Raw genomic sequence first — 15,491 nt, 5'->3', positions numbered from 1 at the left:
GGCCGGGATTTTTTTTGACTTGAGCTTCCGAGTTCAGCAGGGACTTTCACTCCAAAAAGTGGCCACTTTGGTTGGGACCGGAAAAGGGGCAAAAATTGCCTGGCAAATCGTGGCATACTGATTAGCTAGCTGTTCATCCCTCGTTGGATCAAATTCTCTGAGTTGGATAAAAGCCTTGCCAGAGCTTGAAATTGTAACTTCGGAATAAATTCTAATTACATTGGAATAAGTATTCCCGTCAAAATAGCGAATGGTATTTCCAATCATCTTCTTGCTTTTCACCGAGACGATGGTTCCCAAGGTACATTGCTCGGGACCTAGAATCTCTACTTCGAGGCATGAGGGTTCACTTTCGTTCTGGCAACTTACTAATGCCAAAACCACAAGAAGAAACACCAGATTTGCAGAAATTAAGTTTCTCATAACTGGGTAACGAAACCACCCTGTAACCCGCTACATAAAATTGGGGGGCTATTTGAACTTCCCGGGGTTTTCTAAAATTTCTCTGACATCCTCAGGACTCGTTTTTTGCTTTCCTGTAAGTAGGTAAATGATCATTCCTGCATCCGACGGGTCAAACTCCTCCCCTTTTTGGGCCGCTTCCAGTCTACTGTAAAGCCAATCCCAAGATCCTTTTTGGAAAGGTTTGGCATCTTTTCTAGGCGAAGTTTTGATCCAGTCATATTTGGATTTATCCGCTTTAAGTCCTTCATAATCTGTGCCCCCGTTTTGATCCAGGATATGGTCCATCTTGAGTCCTTTGGATTCAAAATTTTCTCTGATTTTTTCCCATGTCCAGCCCTGATGGGTTTCCCATTCGTAAGGCTTGTCGGCATGCTCGTCATTCCAGGTTGAATGCGAGATTAGTCTTACAAATTGCAATTTATCCGCCTTAGCTTCATTCAAAGCCGTCCCGATAATTTCCATGGGACCTGCCGCTATGATAGTCAAGGGATTTTTGGCAGAACTTTGATTGATCTGAAGGGTCAATTCGATGATGGCATAATTTGGCGCTGCTACCCCTTCAATAAATTTGGTCTTCTTGAAGCCAAACTGCTTTGCTCCAATGAAGGCACTTTCTCTCATTTGAGCATCAGCTCCCGGTTTCTCTTTGTTTGAGCCCCACGTGTGATCACTAAATACATACACCGCTACTTTATCCTGCAATCCATAGGACGAAAGCAATGCCAAGGAAAGTGGGGTTGCTGCCCAATCGTCCTCATCATGTTCATTACCGTCTGCACTGATGATGATTCGGCCGGTAGAAAAGGGAATAGTTTGCCCGAAGGTTGGCTCAAAAGAGAACAAGGCACCAATCAGAATCAGAGATAAATAAAATGGGGTAATCTTCATGGATAAAATTTATTTCACAATGACAAATTTTCCTAAATAGGAATTTTGAGAGTCTCCAATAATCCAAACTAAATAGGCGCCCGAAGCTAGGGAAGATATAGACAACTCGGCTTGGCGTTCGGAAACTTTAACCTTTGACACCAACTCAGAGACTTTTTTTCCTTCCATATTATAAATCTGAATTGCCGAAACATCAATATCCGTATCACCGGGAAGTTCGATATAAACTTTGGAAGAGGCCGGATTGGGGAAAATCTTCAGTTCTATCGGTTTTTTCACCCAACTGCTTCCTAGCCCAGAAATAGTCAGCGTAACGGGTGCTAACTTACTGGTACACCCAGCCTGAGAAGTCATTTCGACGGCATATTCCCCCATCAGGTCCACGGTCAACACCCGATTGGTCGCCCCATTGATTTTTTCTCCATTTCTGAACCATTGATAGGTAAAATCTCCCGCAGGAGCCCGAAGAATATTTCCATCCACTTCGATTTGTCCAGATGGAAGAGGATTGACTTTGACTTCAAACTCTACTGTCTCCGAGAGGCAAGCCCCTGGGTAACGAATAACCGCATGGTATTTTCCGGGTTCGGATACTTCGAGTGTTTTACCGGTCTGACCCGATACTTCTACCCCATTTCTTCTCCATCTGACCACTTCAAATGCTTGGGAAGAAGTTAAAGTCAATATTCCTTTTTGGCCTTGACAAAGTTGATCTGTCCCTGAAATCGTCACCTTTTGATTTTCTACCCGATTGACTGTAAGCTTGGAAGTTGCCTCAGAGACATTGCCTGAAGCATCCACAGCCCGGATGGCGATGGAAAACTCTTTCCCCAAGTCCTCACAGGAAATACTTGTCTTAGAGATGGTTAGCTCCTTTACGGAGCAATTATCACTGAAAGCAGTCAGAAAATCCTCCGGCTTGAGGGAAATGGAACCTTGAGTAATATCATAATTAACTTCCAGGTTTTTAGAGGTCAAAAGTGGGGCTGTATTATCCTGAATTTTAACAAAGGTTTTTTCTTCCCAAGTCTGTCCTGACTGATTTTTTATAGTCACGACCACTTGCTTTTCTCCCAAGTCCGAGCAGGCAAATTCCGACTGGCTCAATTTGATATCCAAATTGGGATCAGCAGGTGGCCAAGAGGAAAAGAGATCCTGAGGCTGAGTGGTAGCTTTTCCGGAAGTATTAAGGGAAACCTCAATACTTGATTTTAGAGGTGGAAAAGGTTTTTCAGAAAAAGTAACCGCTACTTTTTTCGTCTCCACCTCACATCCTCCATTGGGGACAACTTTAGCCCAATAAGTTCCTGATTGGGTTACTAAAATAGATTTCCCTTTTTGGTTTGCTATGGGCTGTCCATCCCGAATCCAGGAATCAACAGTGTAGGGAAACTCTTCCCCTAACTTTATCTCCAAAGATTCCCCTACCCTTCCCTGAAAAGATTCAGAAGGATAAATGGAGATTGTCTTGGACTCAATGGGATTGAGCGTGACCTTGCTGGATTTTGTACTTACATTTCCTGACCGATCGGTAACTGAAATTTTCACCTCTATAGGTTGATTTGTCAAATCGGCGCAAGTCAGCACCTTTTTATCCAATTCAATGGTAAATGCCCCGAAACCTTGACAATTATCGAGAATCGATTCCTGGCTAACTGAAAAAGTCTGTGGAGTCAATTCCAATTTTCCAGATACCTTATCAAAGGTCAACACCACGTCTTTGGGCTCAAAAACTGGAGGCCTTTTATCCAAAACCCTAACTATGACCACCTTTGTCCAGGAATTCCCCTTAGAGTCAGTTACTTTCAATTCGTTCTCAGTTCCATCCAAGTCGGCACAAGTGTATTCGTTGCTTCGAGAATAGTCTACCTTCCAATCTTGTTGCACCTCATTTTGCAGATAATCCTGGAGTTTTGTCAAAATTTTTCCTGTTTGATCAAGTTCGACAGCCAGTTCGCTTTTAAAAATAGGGGCTACAACCGCATCAGCCAGTTCGACCATGATCCTCAGCGGATCATTGTATACCCTTCTTTCCACTCGCTGTAACTGATATTGGGAATTCATCACCGGGAACGCGTAAACCGGCTCAAAATCAATCTGAGCAAAAGTTTTGTTTCCATCCTTGACTTTTTTCACATTGATTTCAAGGTGCCCATAATGCTTTCCTCCATCCAAAAGGACAGGATTCGAACCTGAATTATCCCAAACTTCTATGGAGTTTTGATCCGCTGTCCATTTGGAAAAAGAGTTATAATTCAGGGTTTGAAGGGGAGATGAAATCCAATTTCGCTTGACTCCTCTCATCCCATCTCCTGCCACCCCAACATCATAATAATGCACGCCTTTACCATCCCCATCCTCATCCACAAAACTCCGCTCAAACAACTCATCATGACCGGCAAATACTGCAATCACACCAAACTTCTCAAACAAAGGATTCAAAATCCGCATGGGAACCCCTCCTTGCCCTGTAGCCAATTCATGATTGATCGGAACACCATGCTCACCAGAACTGTAGGGAATGTGGTGGAATTGAACGAATACCAGTCTTCCTTGTGATTGAGCAAGCTCTAGATTTTTCTCAAGCCATTGGTATTGTGGACTTCCCGGTCCAAACCCCGATAGATCAGATCCGCCGGCCGAATTATACTCTGCTTGGGTATAATTTTCCTGAGTATCTGTTCCAATCTCTGTCATCTCTTTGTTTTTCACCTTCTGAGAATCAGAGAAATCCGAACGTTTTTGATCGGGAGTTCCATTAGAGGAGTCTAAAGTCAGAATAGTCACCGGACCGTAGTCTGTCCTATAATAGCTTTGCCGGTGTTTTTGGTCCTGATCTTCTGACGGAAATTCAAAAAAACGATGAAATCTCAATCTGCCCAAAACAGGATTGAATACTCCCCGCTCATTGAAACCATAGCTGCCATTTACTCCACCAAAGGCCTCCCAGTTTCCCAGAGCAGGTATAATAGGAAACCTATCGAAAATTTGATCCAATTGACCGGACGTATGTCTCCAAAATTCATCCCATCCCGGCATATAGGCACCACCCTGAACCAAATCCCCTGGCATCAATACAAAGTCAGGATTTCTGGACTTCAGGATTTTAAGATTCTCAGCAAATCCCTTTTCCTCTGAAAGCATGTAATTGGGAAGTTCAAATCCCTCTTCAACCGTAGTTCCAAATGCGGACTTCCAAGCAGAAGGAACCGGAAAAAGGCGAATCAGGGGGTTGCCTGGATACCAAGCTCGATTGGTCACACGACCTCGGGGCTCTGTCTCAGAATCCGAAAGCGCGATGAATCGAACTGATTCCCAATCAGATAGACTAGGAGCTGTTTTGAAACTTGATGAAAAATTCTGTCCGCCCAAGTTGACCGTATATTGGTAGGATTTGCCGGCTTGGAGAGAAATTACTTTTTCATACTTAAAATAGGTGTCTGCACCGATCCAACTTTGGTTGGCCAATCCTGAGATACCCTGGTTCTTTTCCGCTTGAGTATAATAAAACTCTGGCACCTCCACCGCCGAAATGGCACCCGAAAATACAACCGACCCGGAATTGTCCTTTATTTCCAAAGTGGAGGGTAGGTTTTCAGATCCAAACCATCGGATTTGGACCTTTTGCTGATTCACTTGTAGGTAAGGGAAAATCCTAAAACTAGATTGTGAAAACCCATTAATCTGACAGAAAAAAAACACAAAAATCATCAAAACCATCAGTCGACCAAAGATTTTCATAGTACTAGCCGTTTTATCCATTCATTAAAAAACCTATTTCAGTTACTCAATCCTACTTTTCATCACAATCAACTGAACTGGATTCAATGGATCATTGGTGAAAATATAAATATTTCGTTGATCAATTCCTTTTCTGCCAATCGGATCAAACACCAAGCGGAGGTCCATGCTTTCTCCAGGTTCCAACGTTGATTTTGAAGCTTCGATGGTCAGGCATTCGCAATTTCCTTGAATCTTTCTGATTTCAAGTGGCTTTTTTCCTCGATTTGAAATCGTCACAGTCCTTCTTACTATGGATTTAGCGCTAATTTCTCTCAAATCCACTTCTTTTTGTTGAATATACAATTGGGCTACTTCATTCAATTGATCTTTGGGTATGGGAGGAAAATAATTAAACAAGTCAGCCATTACTTCAAGGGTGATAGCCTTAGCAGCCGATTCTTCCCATCCGATCGTAACACTATCCTCAAAAAATCCCAGATCTTTTCTGGGTCTGGAGTCATAAATTAACTTCAAAAGCCCCCGCTCATTCGGACGGACAAACTCCTGCACTTGCTCAAGTTGAATAAAAGAAGGCGCATCTACTGAAAGCTTTCTTTTTTCAAGCAATTCGTCCCCAAAATTGAAAAACTCAATGAATTTGACTTTGGGCTCATTATCAAACACGTCTCCCATATTTACTTTTCTCATCCTAAAACCAAGGTTTCCTATTTTCACAGGATAGGCTCGGGGCAAGTTAGAGGGATAAGGAATTGCTGTTCCATCCAAAAACAAAGAGTCAAGAACACCTGGTCCCCGTACAACAATCAGTTTGGAGAAAAACCCTGCCGCAGAAGAGGGATCAAAGGAAATCTTTACTTGGCCACTTTCTCCCATTTTCAATGTATCCTTGGTATACTCAAAGGAAGTACATCCGCATTCGGGGATGATTTCTTGAATAAAAAATACTGAATCCTGATTATAGGTAAATTCAAAAGCCACAGTTTGGATGCCTTGCTCCTCCAATACAGTACCGATATCAATCCGGTTTATTTTCCAAACAATTTTAGGTACAGGAGTCTCCTGAGCCCGAGCGAAATAGCCCGATACGGTAAGAAAACAAAGGAAAGAAAGCATTTTATTCATACTTGCAATTAACACATAATTTAGCCACGATTATACCCTGTTTTAGTTAATTTGCGCCAAAATTGAGCAAATGGCAAGAGTATTAACAGGAATCCAAAGTTCCGGAAGACCCCACTTGGGAAACATTTTGGGCGCTATCGTGCCGGCAATCCAATTAATCGAACAAAACAGTCAGGAGGAGTCCTTTATTTTTATCGCAGACCTTCACTCCCTGACCACTCAAAAAGACGGAGAAATCAGAAAAGCCAACACCTTGGCAGTTGCCGCGGCATGGCTGGCGTTTGGATTGGATATCCAAAAAACGGTTTTCTACCGACAGTCTCGAATCCCGGAGGTAGCCGAGTTGACTTGGTATCTCAATTGCTTCACCCCATTTCCCATGCTGGCCAATGCACACAGCTTCAAGGATAAATCTTCCCGTCTGGCAGATGTCAATGCAGGCTTGTTCACTTATCCGGTCCTGATGGCCTCAGATATTTTGCTGTATTCTGCCGATTTGGTTCCGGTCGGAAAAGACCAACTCCAACATTTGGAAATGACCCGTGATATTGCCAGTACTTTTAACCGAGTGATGGAAGAAGAAATTTTGACAATTCCTGAAGCAAGAATCAGCGAAGAGGTAATGACTGTGCCCGGTACAGATGGACAAAAAATGAGCAAATCCTATCAAAACATCATTGATATCTTCCTATCAGACAAGGAATTGAAAAAGAATGTCAATGGGATCATCACGGATAGTACGCCTTTGGAAGAACCAAAAGATCCGGATACTTGCACGGTTTTCAAACTGTACAGCTTACTGGCATCTGAAGCCCAAACAAAAGAAATGAGAGCGAAATATCTTGGGGGAAATTATGGCTATGGCCACGCCAAAAAAGAATTGCTAGACCTGATTTTAACCAAATACAGCAAAGAAAGAGAGCTCTTCAATTTTTACATGACTCATCCGGAAGAAATAGAAAAAAGGTTGGTGGAAGGGGAAGAAAAAGCAAAAAAAGTCGCCTATCCCTTACTTCAAAAAGTACGGTCTAAGTTGGGGTTCAACTAAGCAAAATGGTGCGGTTTTCCCGGACCATTTTTTATTTCACTTCACGGAAATACTCCCGATCAAAAACCCTGGAATAAATCCAGGCTGGAACCTTATCATGAAAGGGCATCAAATCTTCCAAGACCTTTTGCTGGGTTTCATGTGCCTGCATGACTTGAAGGATCTGGGAGAAATAAGGTCGTGTGGGAATTGAAAAATCCGGTTCAGGCAAGCCCATTTCAGGATTTTCAGGATAGTTTCTCTGAAATCCCGAGGAAAGTTTCATGGCTACATCAACTTGTTTTTTACGCAGCGTAACTTGGTACAAACTTCTGGGTTGAAAACCTTCTTTTCCTTTATGGTGCAAAAAAACTTTTTCTACTGCTTTTCCTGTCAGGCGGTGATCGGGATGGCCATAAAGACCAACTTTGGAATCGTAAGAAATTAAAATATCAGGCTCAAGGGCAGTGATCAATTCCAAGACAACTTTCTTGAGACTATCCATCCCCAAATCCTCTATTCCACTGTCAGGTAAATCTGAAATAATCAATTGATCCACTCCGATCAAATCCGCACTCTTCTCCATTTCGGATGTTCTCAACCTAGCCAATTCTACCTCATCTTGAATCCCAGAAGATTTCCCTTTTTCTCCCCTGGTAAGGCAAGCCAGAGAGATCATATGACCTTGTTTTTTGAGTTTCATCAGGGTTCCGGCCACTGTGACCTCATCATCCGGATGGGGAAAGATCGCCAAAACCTTTTGCCCGGGAGAATCGGGAATCAATTGTTCCCTTTGGGGAATATCATGATCATGCAACTTATTTCTACCTACTAGGATTAAAACCCAAGGCAAAGCAAGTAGGATCACCACTATAATCCCCAAAGAAACAATCAGTAATTTTTTCATTCCCTCCTCCTCAATACAGATAAATAACTTACCAAATCACGTATCTCACGCTTAGTCAGAAGTGTACCCATCGGAGGCATACTGGAAGGAGCGATTTGAGATGTTTTAATGTCTTTTCTCGGGAAAATTTTCTCTTCTGCTCCCACTTTTACCTTAACCGATTCTTTACCATCATCCATTAAAGTCCCGGTGACCTTTTCACCCGAGTTAAGCTCGATCGAAATCGTCCCATATCCCGGAGCAAGTCGCTTGCTGGGTTCCACCAACGCAATCAAAAGTTCTTCTTTCGAAAGCGTATTTCCGATGCCATCAAGTGCCGGTCCGGCATTTCCTCCCATGTCGTCGTAGGCGTGACAGCGAATACACTGGGCTGTTTGGTTTTCAAAGAAAATCGTCCTTCCTCTTCGCACACTTCCATCAGCTAAAGCTCCGGCATATTTTCGCCATTCTTCTCCACCTGCTTTCTTAGCCAACAGATCAGCAAACTCGGCTTTTAATTCAGGAGAACCCGTGGCTTCTATCGCCTCTTCCAATTCGATCCAAGTCCCTTCAGGAAGTTTTCCTTTTTCAAATTCTCCCAGTACCATTTTCCAAACAGGAAGATCTTTGGATGCCTCCAAAGTCGCCAGGGTGGTAATGGCAGTTTGCTTTTCGGGTACGGTTCGTTTTTGAATAATCTCAGTCAATAGGGTCACTTTTTGGTCTTTGGGAAGATTGGTTTGGGCCAATAACCCCAGGCCTGCCACTCGCACGGATTGACTGTTGTCCCCCATGGCCTGAGTAATGGCCTCGCTCAGGTTTGCCGAATTCATGGCCACCAGGGAATTGAGAGCCTGGATTTTGACCGGATCCGCCGGATCAGACTTCAATTTGGCCAACAGCAAATCAGCAGCATCTTGGATCTCCAATTTGCCGATCGCTTTGATCGCTTCCGCTCGAATCTGCTCCCCGCGATCCGATACTGCTGCGATCAAAACAAGCTTGACTTTATCTCTGATCAAAGCCGCATCCCGCTGGACTTCTCCTCTGTATCGACCATCTACGCGGTCTACCAGGGAAGGCTTTGCCCAAGTCCCAATCGCACCCAAAGCTTCTTTTCGGAGAATTTCCGGCGTATTGGATTTGCCCAAATAGACCAAAAGATGATTGAGGTTTTCATCTTTTCCAACCCGCTGATTAGCACTGATGGCCCTACGGATCAAGGGTTCATTCTGAAAGGAAGTAGTTGCCAAAAGAGCTCCCAAAGCGGGCAAAGCTGCCTCAACCGAAAAATCATCATGAATAGCTCGGGCAACCTCAGTTACGATATATTCATCCGAATCTTGAAGAAATTTAGATAGTTCCGGGGATTCGAGCCTTCGAAGCGCCAATACGGCTCCTAAACGAACCGCATTTGATGGATGGCTCGACAAGGCGGCCAAAGGCTCTACTTGCCCGATCTGGGAAAGTGCATAAGTCACTCCATGCCGCAGGTAAGCGTCTTGATCATTATTTGCCTCCAAAAGAGCGATCAAGGGCTGAATCGCCTCTTTTGCTTTAGATCGACCCAGGGCTTCAGCACTGAAAAATTGCACCCGGGCATTAGAATGCTTGAGATTAGCAATCAAATCCGGATTTGCTTTCTCATAACGAATATCACCCAGCCACTTAGCGGCTTGCGCAACAATCTCGGGGTCTTGATCTTTCAAAAGAGGAACAATCGCATCGGCATAGGCTCTTTTTTCCATTCTTGCCAGCTGAGTCAGTCCCACAATGCCATGTACTCTGGCAACCGGATTGCTTTGATCCTGAATCACTTCCTCAAATACTGAAGCTCCCTTCTGCCCCCTTTTGGCCAATTCAAATTGAGCTTTTCTCCTAATCCGCATATCCTCAAAGTACAGCCTTGACTTTAGGTCAGATTCAGTGAGTTTTTTGTAGTCAGCTTTGATTTCCTCGGCAGTTTGCTTTTGCAAAGCCCATCCGGCAGCCGTTTCATCAGTCAATTTCCAGATACGGCCGTAATATTTATCTTCCCATCCATTCACCCAATCTGCTGCATATAACGCTCCATCCGGTCCAAAATCAATTCCTGTAGGCAGAAAGCTTCCAACAATCTTTTCGGTTTTGGTCATTTCGAACGAAGCTCCCTTGGGCTGCAACTGGAAAGCGTGAATTCCTGAGCTTGCTGCACTTCCAACAAACTCCACCACAAAAAAGTGATCTTTCCACCTTGGGCCTAGTCCTGCACCGGGGTTAAAAACCATTCCGGTCGGGCCACTGACATAATTCATCAACGGTGGAGTAATATAGGCGGCTTGACCTTCCCAACGAGGCAGATAAAGCTTTTCATCCATCCATACTTTATACGTGTTATTGTCCGGATCACGATACTTTCCAAACTGCCAATTGATCCTCCAGCCCGAATCAGAACCCCTGGTCAAGTAAACCAATCGTTCTTTTTCGCCGGCATGATCTCCGTCATTATCCACAGAAATCAGGTTGGTGAATTGATCAAAAACAAACTCATGGGTATTTCTGACTCCCATGGCAAAAATTTCAAAGTCACTTCCATCCGGATTTGACCGGGCGATTACACCCCGATTGGGGTACTTGTATTCGGTGCCGTCATCTCCTTTTCCATTGAATCCGATATCTCCGATACCCCAATAGATCCGTCCGTCTGGGCCCATTTCCACTCCCGACATCCCATGCCCACCAAAGCCAATATGGATTCCATATCCATGGGACAGGGATTGTTTTTCATCCATGATACCATCTCCGTTTTTATCCATCAATCGCCACATATCAGGACCTGCAGCAACATAAAGTGCGTCTTCGGTTTTCAACAATCCACCTGCCACATCGACCACTTCATCATAAAAGTCGTTGACTTGACGCTGGGCCCAATCAGCCAATCCGTCTCCATCCGTGTCTTTGATTTTGAAGATTTCATTCCGCTCTACGGTCATATCTCTCCAATCATGGGAACCATCACCATTGAGGTCAGCTAGCCAAGTATTTTCGGATGATCTCTCCGGAGAAAGCTCAGTACGAAGAAAATTCCGCTTGTCTTCAATGGTCTGAAGCGCAATGGAGCGAATTTCCCAAGACTGATGACCACGAATATCGAATTCGGAGTTGCTCCTACGGGGAGACCGGGTGTAGTAGATAGATCCGTCATCATAGACCTGGATGGCAATAGGATCTTTGACTAAAGAATCTACCGCCCAGAGATCCATTTTGAGCCCTTCGGCCATGACTGGATTGATGGAATTTCGGGCTGCCTCTGCCTGAGGAGCTATTTCTTCAGGAGTAAGGGTAATAATCTGAAGATCTACAGGTTCTGCTTTTTTACAGGAAAAAAACATTCCCAAGGAGAAAAAAGCAAGTGAACTAAGAAGGATAGGTTTGAAATTGGGTTTGAGCATTTTTTAAACAATTTGATCCCAGAAAATTAGAAAAAATGGTCTTGGGCTGCATACCGTTGATATAAAACTCCCAAAAACAAAAATCCCAGCCAGAAGCTGGGATTTTGTTCACTTTAACCACTAACAACCATAAAACAAAAATAAATTAAGACTTCTGAGATCGATAACTCTAAAGTCCTAGTAGTCCGTACGGGAATCGAACCCGTGTTTTATCCGTGAAAGGGATACGTCCTAACCCCTAGACGAACGGACCGGAAGGGGAATCAGTTAGTTATTGCAACAACTAACTGATTGACAAGATGTTAAGTAGTCCGTACGGGAATCGAACCCGTGTTTTATCCGTGAAAGGGATACGTCCTAACCCCTAGACGAACGGACCATTTTTTATTGAAAAACTTGCTTTTTCAAAAGGTTGTGCAAATATAGAGGGTTGAATTTACAAAGCAAAAAGCCCTTCCAAAATTTCTTTGGAATAAGCGTTAAAAAGCTGAATCAAAGGAATAAAATTTTCCCTACTGAAGGAATAATTCGAATTGGCTAACTTCGTCTCGAAAACCAACTCGAACTACCCGACTATCCCCATGACACGAATTGCAATCAATGGTTTTGGACGAATTGGCCGGTATACCGCCAAATTGATATTACAAGAACCCCACTTACAGCTTGCCGCAATCAATGATTTGGCGGACAATTCAGCCATTGCACATCTGCTGAAGTATGATTCCATTCATGGCAAGTTTGAAACTTCCGTCCATCTCCAGCAAGAAACCCTTTGGGTGAAAGATCAAAAAATCAGACTTTTTTCCAAGTCAAACCCTGAAGAGCTTCCTTGGGAGGAACTACAAATCGATGTGGTGATTGAATGCACCGGAAGGTTTACCAGTCGGGAAGGGGCTATGAAACACCTTCATGCCGGAGCGAAAAAAGTAATCATTTCTGCCCCTGTTCAGGATGCAAACATTCCTATGATTGTCTTAGGTGTAAATGACCAAATCCTCAAGGGACATGAACGCATCATTTCCAATGCCTCCTGTACGACCAATTGCCTAGCTCCCATGATAAAGGTACTCGATGATAATTTTGGAGTAATCAAAGGGTTTGCCTCTACCGTGCATTCGTATACCAATGATCAGAATCTTCACGACGCTCCCCATCGAGACCTAAGAAGGGCTCGAGCAGCAGCCTATTCTATCATCCCTACCACCACAAATGCCGGAAAAGCTCTGGACAGCGTGTTACCCGAATTGGCCGGAAAAATTGAAGCCTCAGCCATGAGAGTACCGGTACCGGATGGATCACTTACCGACTTGATCGTAGAATTGAACCAAGAAGTGACCGCACAGGAAGTCAATATAGCCTACCAACAAGCCAGCCAAAACGAATTGAAGGGCTTTTTGCAAGTGGAATCTGATCCGATTGTTTCAATGGATATCATCGGCAATCCCCATTCATGTATTATTGACGAGGCACTGACCTCGGCCAAAGGAAACCTTGTCAAGGTGGTTGGATGGTATGACAACGAATCCGGCTATGCCAATAGATTGGTTGACTTGGTAAAAAAACTCAATGGCAATTAATCCCTGACCCTGTTGAGGGCCAGCATTTTAACCATAAATCCCGGGAGATTTTTCCTGGGATTCCTTTTTCTTAGATCCAAAAACCAATTTAATTTTTCCAAAATAGGGACTTTGTGCGTTTCAACCATTTCAATCAAGGTCCCATCAGAGTCTTCCAGGTAACAAAACCTTCCAGCAGCTTTTCCCATATCAAAACTCTCCTGACTGTCTACAGTAAATGGATAACCTATGGACTGCGCCATAGCCTTCAATCCATCCATTCCATTGACATCCAAACAGCAATGGATAAATCCCAGGTCTCCCCAGTATCGATTTTCAAAAAGTCTTTTGGGTGTTTGGTCCACGACTTGGACCAGTTCGATTTGGGCTTGACAAAGCAATGCCCCAAAAGCTCCCGGGTTATTTCCTTTCATGGATAGCAGAACTCGCTTTACCGGAATTTTTTTACCCGACCAATCCTCAATTTCATTTGCTTCTTCAAATTTGACCTGATCAAACCCCAAAACTTCAGAATAAAGTTTTTTGGCCTTTTCCAAATCAGAAACTCCAATACATACCCCCAAAACACCTCCTAAAGGATGGTTATTCTCTGAAAACCAAGAATCACACTCCCGGACCTCAAACACATTTTGAAAAGGGTCTTCTACAAAAAAACGGGCTTTGCCGTCTGGCTGTAAACTAGGTGGAGTAAGTATTTGTGCTCCTTCGGCTTTCAACCAAGCTAAGGACTCTGAAATATTCCTTGTTCTGATTTTTGCTGCAAAAATTCCCAAATCCCCAAATCGGATTTGAGGTGGTTGTGATGAAGGTGTTCGGCTGGTAAACTGCCATATTTCAAATCCTCCCCCACCCTGCATATTCATGGCAAGGACGGCATGGCGGGAATGAACTCGGTCACCGGTATATTTTTTCATCAACACCGCTTCTGCCTTATCCTGAAATACCGGCACATCCATCCCAAAGGCTTTTCTATACCACTTCCAGGCCATCTCTAAATCACTGACTCCGATCCCGATTTGTTGAATCCCATTGAGTTGGAAGTGTGAATTAGTCATAGTGAAGGTGTTTTAAGTAAATAGATTTGAGCTCCTGTGGAGAGGTACCTAAATGAAACTTGAGAAAGACATAAAGATTAACCAACTGAACACGAAGCCAGGAGTTGTGTTCATATTTTCGGGCTGAGACCCGTATGGATTTTGGAATGATATAAAAAGAAGTTTTCTTTTTAATGCGCCTGACTAATTCAAAATCTTCCATCAGGCAGTAACTTGAATCAAAGCCACCAAGAGCGTCAAAGAATTTCTTGGAAATAAACAGCGTTTGATCCCCACCTCCTGAGAAAAGACCATTAAATCGGGTAGCCCAACCATTCAAGCGTAATAAAGGGTTACTGGATTCAAATTGATAGCGGTAACAGCCCGCCTTATATTTTCTTAACCTAGCAATCTGGATATCTTCAGCAAAGCTAGGAAGTGGCCGGGTATCTGCATGGACAAAAAAAAGTGTATTTCCGGTAGCCTTTGAGGCCCCAAGATTCATTTGCTTGGCTCTCGAACCTTCTTTTAGCTCGAATACTTGAGCTCCTAGTTGACTTGCTGTCTCTACACTCCCATCAGTACTTCCTCCGTCGACGACAATCAAATTCTCTAAAAAATCGCCTCCGTGTCTTTTAAGCAAGGGGAGAAGCTCCTTGAGGTTTTGACTTTCATTTAAAACAGGGATTATTACTGATAACCGTAAAATATCGTTCATTGCACACGTCTTACTTGATAGTTTTTGATTGGGTTCTCAAGTACGATTTTTTCAAGCCTACCGGATTTATAATAATATCGATTAGTATTTCCTTCCACATTAATTTCGTAGACACCGGCCTCAATTTGACGGATCTCCTGTGCAGTCCCATATACCTCAGAAAGAAAAACATCTCCAGCTTTGGGTTCTTGAAAAAACATTTTATTGCTGCACCAGCTTAACGGATTTTTGATCGGGATATCGTTTTTATATTTGTAGGTGGATGCATTTACCTGATAATGATCTCCTTTCCAGGCAATTTTGGACAGATAATCTCCACGATTCGTTTTGGATTCGGATTTAGTTTTTACAATTCTGTCTTTCAAAAATTTGGAAACTGTCAAAAACTTTAAATCCACATTTCCAAAAAACCAAAATTTAACCTGACTTTTCACTTCATAAAGAAGCGTATCTGATTTACCTGCATATTTTTCGGCAGTCATGTCTCCGATTTTTAATCCCAATACCACGATTTCATATCTCAAACTTTCTCGATCCCCCATAGATTGGGAAAAAATCGGGGTAAAGGAAAAGCAAAAAACGAAAAACATAAGAGCAAG

General features: G+C 43.3%; 11 protein-coding genes and 2 tRNA genes. 2 read left to right on the top strand and 11 right to left on the bottom strand.

What is annotated here, in order from left to right; translation table 11 throughout:
- Positions 1 to 33: 33 nt before the first annotated feature.
- From CLV31_RS15635 to CLV31_RS15620, 4 genes are read right to left on the bottom strand one after another with little or no spacing between them, the layout of a single operon-like run.
- Positions 34 to 423, bottom strand: coding sequence for a hypothetical protein (locus CLV31_RS15635; protein ID WP_111393847.1), 390 nt, complete (start codon positions 421 to 423; stop codon positions 34 to 36).
- Between the two features lie 48 nt (positions 424 to 471).
- Positions 472 to 1,353 (bottom strand): hypothetical protein, encoded by an 882-nt coding sequence (locus CLV31_RS15630; RefSeq protein WP_111393846.1) that lies wholly within the window; start codon positions 1,351 to 1,353, stop codon positions 472 to 474.
- A gap of 9 nt (positions 1,354 to 1,362) precedes the next feature.
- A complete protein-coding gene (locus CLV31_RS15625) occupies positions 1,363 to 5,094 on the bottom strand; it encodes a T9SS type A sorting domain-containing protein (RefSeq protein ID WP_111393845.1) in 3,732 nt (1,243 codons plus the stop codon).
- A gap of 42 nt (positions 5,095 to 5,136) precedes the next feature.
- Positions 5,137 to 6,219: a DUF1573 domain-containing protein gene (locus CLV31_RS15620; protein ID WP_111393844.1), complete on the bottom strand. Its 1,083-nt coding sequence runs from the start codon at positions 6,217 to 6,219 to the stop codon at positions 5,137 to 5,139.
- Positions 6,220 to 6,289: 70 nt separating this feature from the next.
- Here CLV31_RS15620 and trpS point away from each other — a divergent pair, with 70 nt between their 5' ends.
- Entirely contained in the window at positions 6,290 to 7,267 is a 978-nt protein-coding gene (gene trpS, locus CLV31_RS15615) for a tryptophan--tRNA ligase (protein WP_111393843.1), read from the top strand.
- A 31-nt stretch (positions 7,268 to 7,298) separates the two neighbouring features.
- Here the strand turns inward: trpS and CLV31_RS15610 are convergent, their stop codons facing one another.
- The 4 genes from CLV31_RS15610 to CLV31_RS15595 all read right to left on the bottom strand — a co-directional run bounded on the left by CLV31_RS15610 (position 7,299) and on the right by CLV31_RS15595 (position 11,942).
- Positions 7,299 to 8,153 carry a PIG-L deacetylase family protein gene (locus CLV31_RS15610; RefSeq protein WP_111393842.1) on the bottom strand — a complete coding sequence of 285 codons (855 nt, stop codon included), beginning with the start codon at positions 8,151 to 8,153 and terminating at the stop codon, positions 7,299 to 7,301.
- The gene (locus CLV31_RS15605; RefSeq protein ID WP_111393841.1) at positions 8,150 to 11,563 is read right to left on the bottom strand and encodes a HEAT repeat domain-containing protein; all 3,414 of its coding nucleotides are present in this window, start codon (positions 11,561 to 11,563) and stop codon (positions 8,150 to 8,152) included. The genes CLV31_RS15610 and CLV31_RS15605 overlap by 4 nt, the downstream gene beginning before the upstream one ends.
- Positions 11,564 to 11,744: 181 nt before the next feature.
- Positions 11,745 to 11,816: transfer RNA gene (locus tag CLV31_RS15600), tRNA-Glu, on the bottom strand.
- Between the two features lie 54 nt (positions 11,817 to 11,870).
- Positions 11,871 to 11,942 (bottom strand) — tRNA-Glu (locus CLV31_RS15595).
- A 202-nt stretch (positions 11,943 to 12,144) separates the two neighbouring features.
- On the opposite strand from CLV31_RS15595, the gene gap reads away from it, so the two are divergent.
- Positions 12,145 to 13,140 carry a type I glyceraldehyde-3-phosphate dehydrogenase gene (gene gap, locus CLV31_RS15590; protein ID WP_181452649.1) on the top strand — a complete coding sequence of 332 codons (996 nt, stop codon included), beginning with the start codon at positions 12,145 to 12,147 and terminating at the stop codon, positions 13,138 to 13,140.
- On the opposite strand, the gene CLV31_RS15585 is transcribed toward gap, so the two are convergent.
- The 3 genes from CLV31_RS15585 to CLV31_RS15575 are packed head-to-tail and all read right to left on the bottom strand — an operon-like array spanning position 13,137 to position 15,434.
- Entirely contained in the window at positions 13,137 to 14,195 is a 1,059-nt protein-coding gene (locus CLV31_RS15585) for a VOC family protein (RefSeq protein ID WP_111393840.1), read from the bottom strand. The genes gap and CLV31_RS15585 overlap by 4 nt on opposite strands.
- Positions 14,188 to 14,892, bottom strand: coding sequence for a TIGR04283 family arsenosugar biosynthesis glycosyltransferase (locus tag CLV31_RS15580; RefSeq protein ID WP_111393839.1), 705 nt, complete (start codon positions 14,890 to 14,892; stop codon positions 14,188 to 14,190). Before CLV31_RS15580 ends, CLV31_RS15585 begins: the two co-directional genes overlap by 8 nt.
- On the bottom strand, positions 14,889 to 15,434 hold the full coding sequence (locus CLV31_RS15575; RefSeq protein WP_146250909.1) for a DUF6134 family protein: 546 nt from the start codon (positions 15,432 to 15,434) through the stop codon (positions 14,889 to 14,891). The genes CLV31_RS15580 and CLV31_RS15575 overlap by 4 nt, the downstream gene beginning before the upstream one ends.
- Between the last annotated feature and the right edge of the window lie 57 nt (positions 15,435 to 15,491).

It is taken from the genome of Algoriphagus aquaeductus, assembly GCF_003253485.1.
GTDB classification, from domain to species: domain Bacteria; phylum Bacteroidota; class Bacteroidia; order Cytophagales; family Cyclobacteriaceae; genus Algoriphagus; species Algoriphagus aquaeductus.
Note: the sequence above shows the minus strand (reverse complement) of the source record. Positions and strands in the feature narration are given on the sequence as shown.

Bases quoted from the DNA above. Each gene is read 5' to 3' on its own strand.
- CLV31_RS15635 (WP_111393847.1), bottom strand. From the start codon at position 423: ATGAGAAACTTAATTTCTGCAAATCTGGTGTTTCTTCTTGTGGTTTTG.
- CLV31_RS15630 (WP_111393846.1), bottom strand. From the start codon at position 1,353: ATGAAGATTACCCCATTTTATTTATCTCTGATTCTGATTGGTGCCTTG.
- CLV31_RS15625 (WP_111393845.1), bottom strand. From the start codon at position 5,094: ATGAAAATCTTTGGTCGACTGATGGTTTTGATGATTTTTGTGTTTTTT.
- CLV31_RS15620 (WP_111393844.1), bottom strand. From the start codon at position 6,219: ATGAATAAAATGCTTTCTTTCCTTTGTTTTCTTACCGTATCGGGCTAT.
- trpS (WP_111393843.1), top strand. From the start codon at position 6,290: ATGGCAAGAGTATTAACAGGAATCCAAAGTTCCGGAAGACCCCACTTG.
- CLV31_RS15610 (WP_111393842.1), bottom strand. From the start codon at position 8,153: ATGAAAAAATTACTGATTGTTTCTTTGGGGATTATAGTGGTGATCCTA.
- CLV31_RS15605 (WP_111393841.1), bottom strand. From the start codon at position 11,563: ATGCTCAAACCCAATTTCAAACCTATCCTTCTTAGTTCACTTGCTTTT.
- gap (WP_181452649.1), top strand. From the start codon at position 12,145: ATGACACGAATTGCAATCAATGGTTTTGGACGAATTGGCCGGTATACC.
- CLV31_RS15585 (WP_111393840.1), bottom strand. From the start codon at position 14,195: ATGACTAATTCACACTTCCAACTCAATGGGATTCAACAAATCGGGATC.
- CLV31_RS15580 (WP_111393839.1), bottom strand. From the start codon at position 14,892: ATGAACGATATTTTACGGTTATCAGTAATAATCCCTGTTTTAAATGAA.
- CLV31_RS15575 (WP_146250909.1), bottom strand. From the start codon at position 15,434: ATGGGGGATCGAGAAAGTTTGAGATATGAAATCGTGGTATTGGGATTA.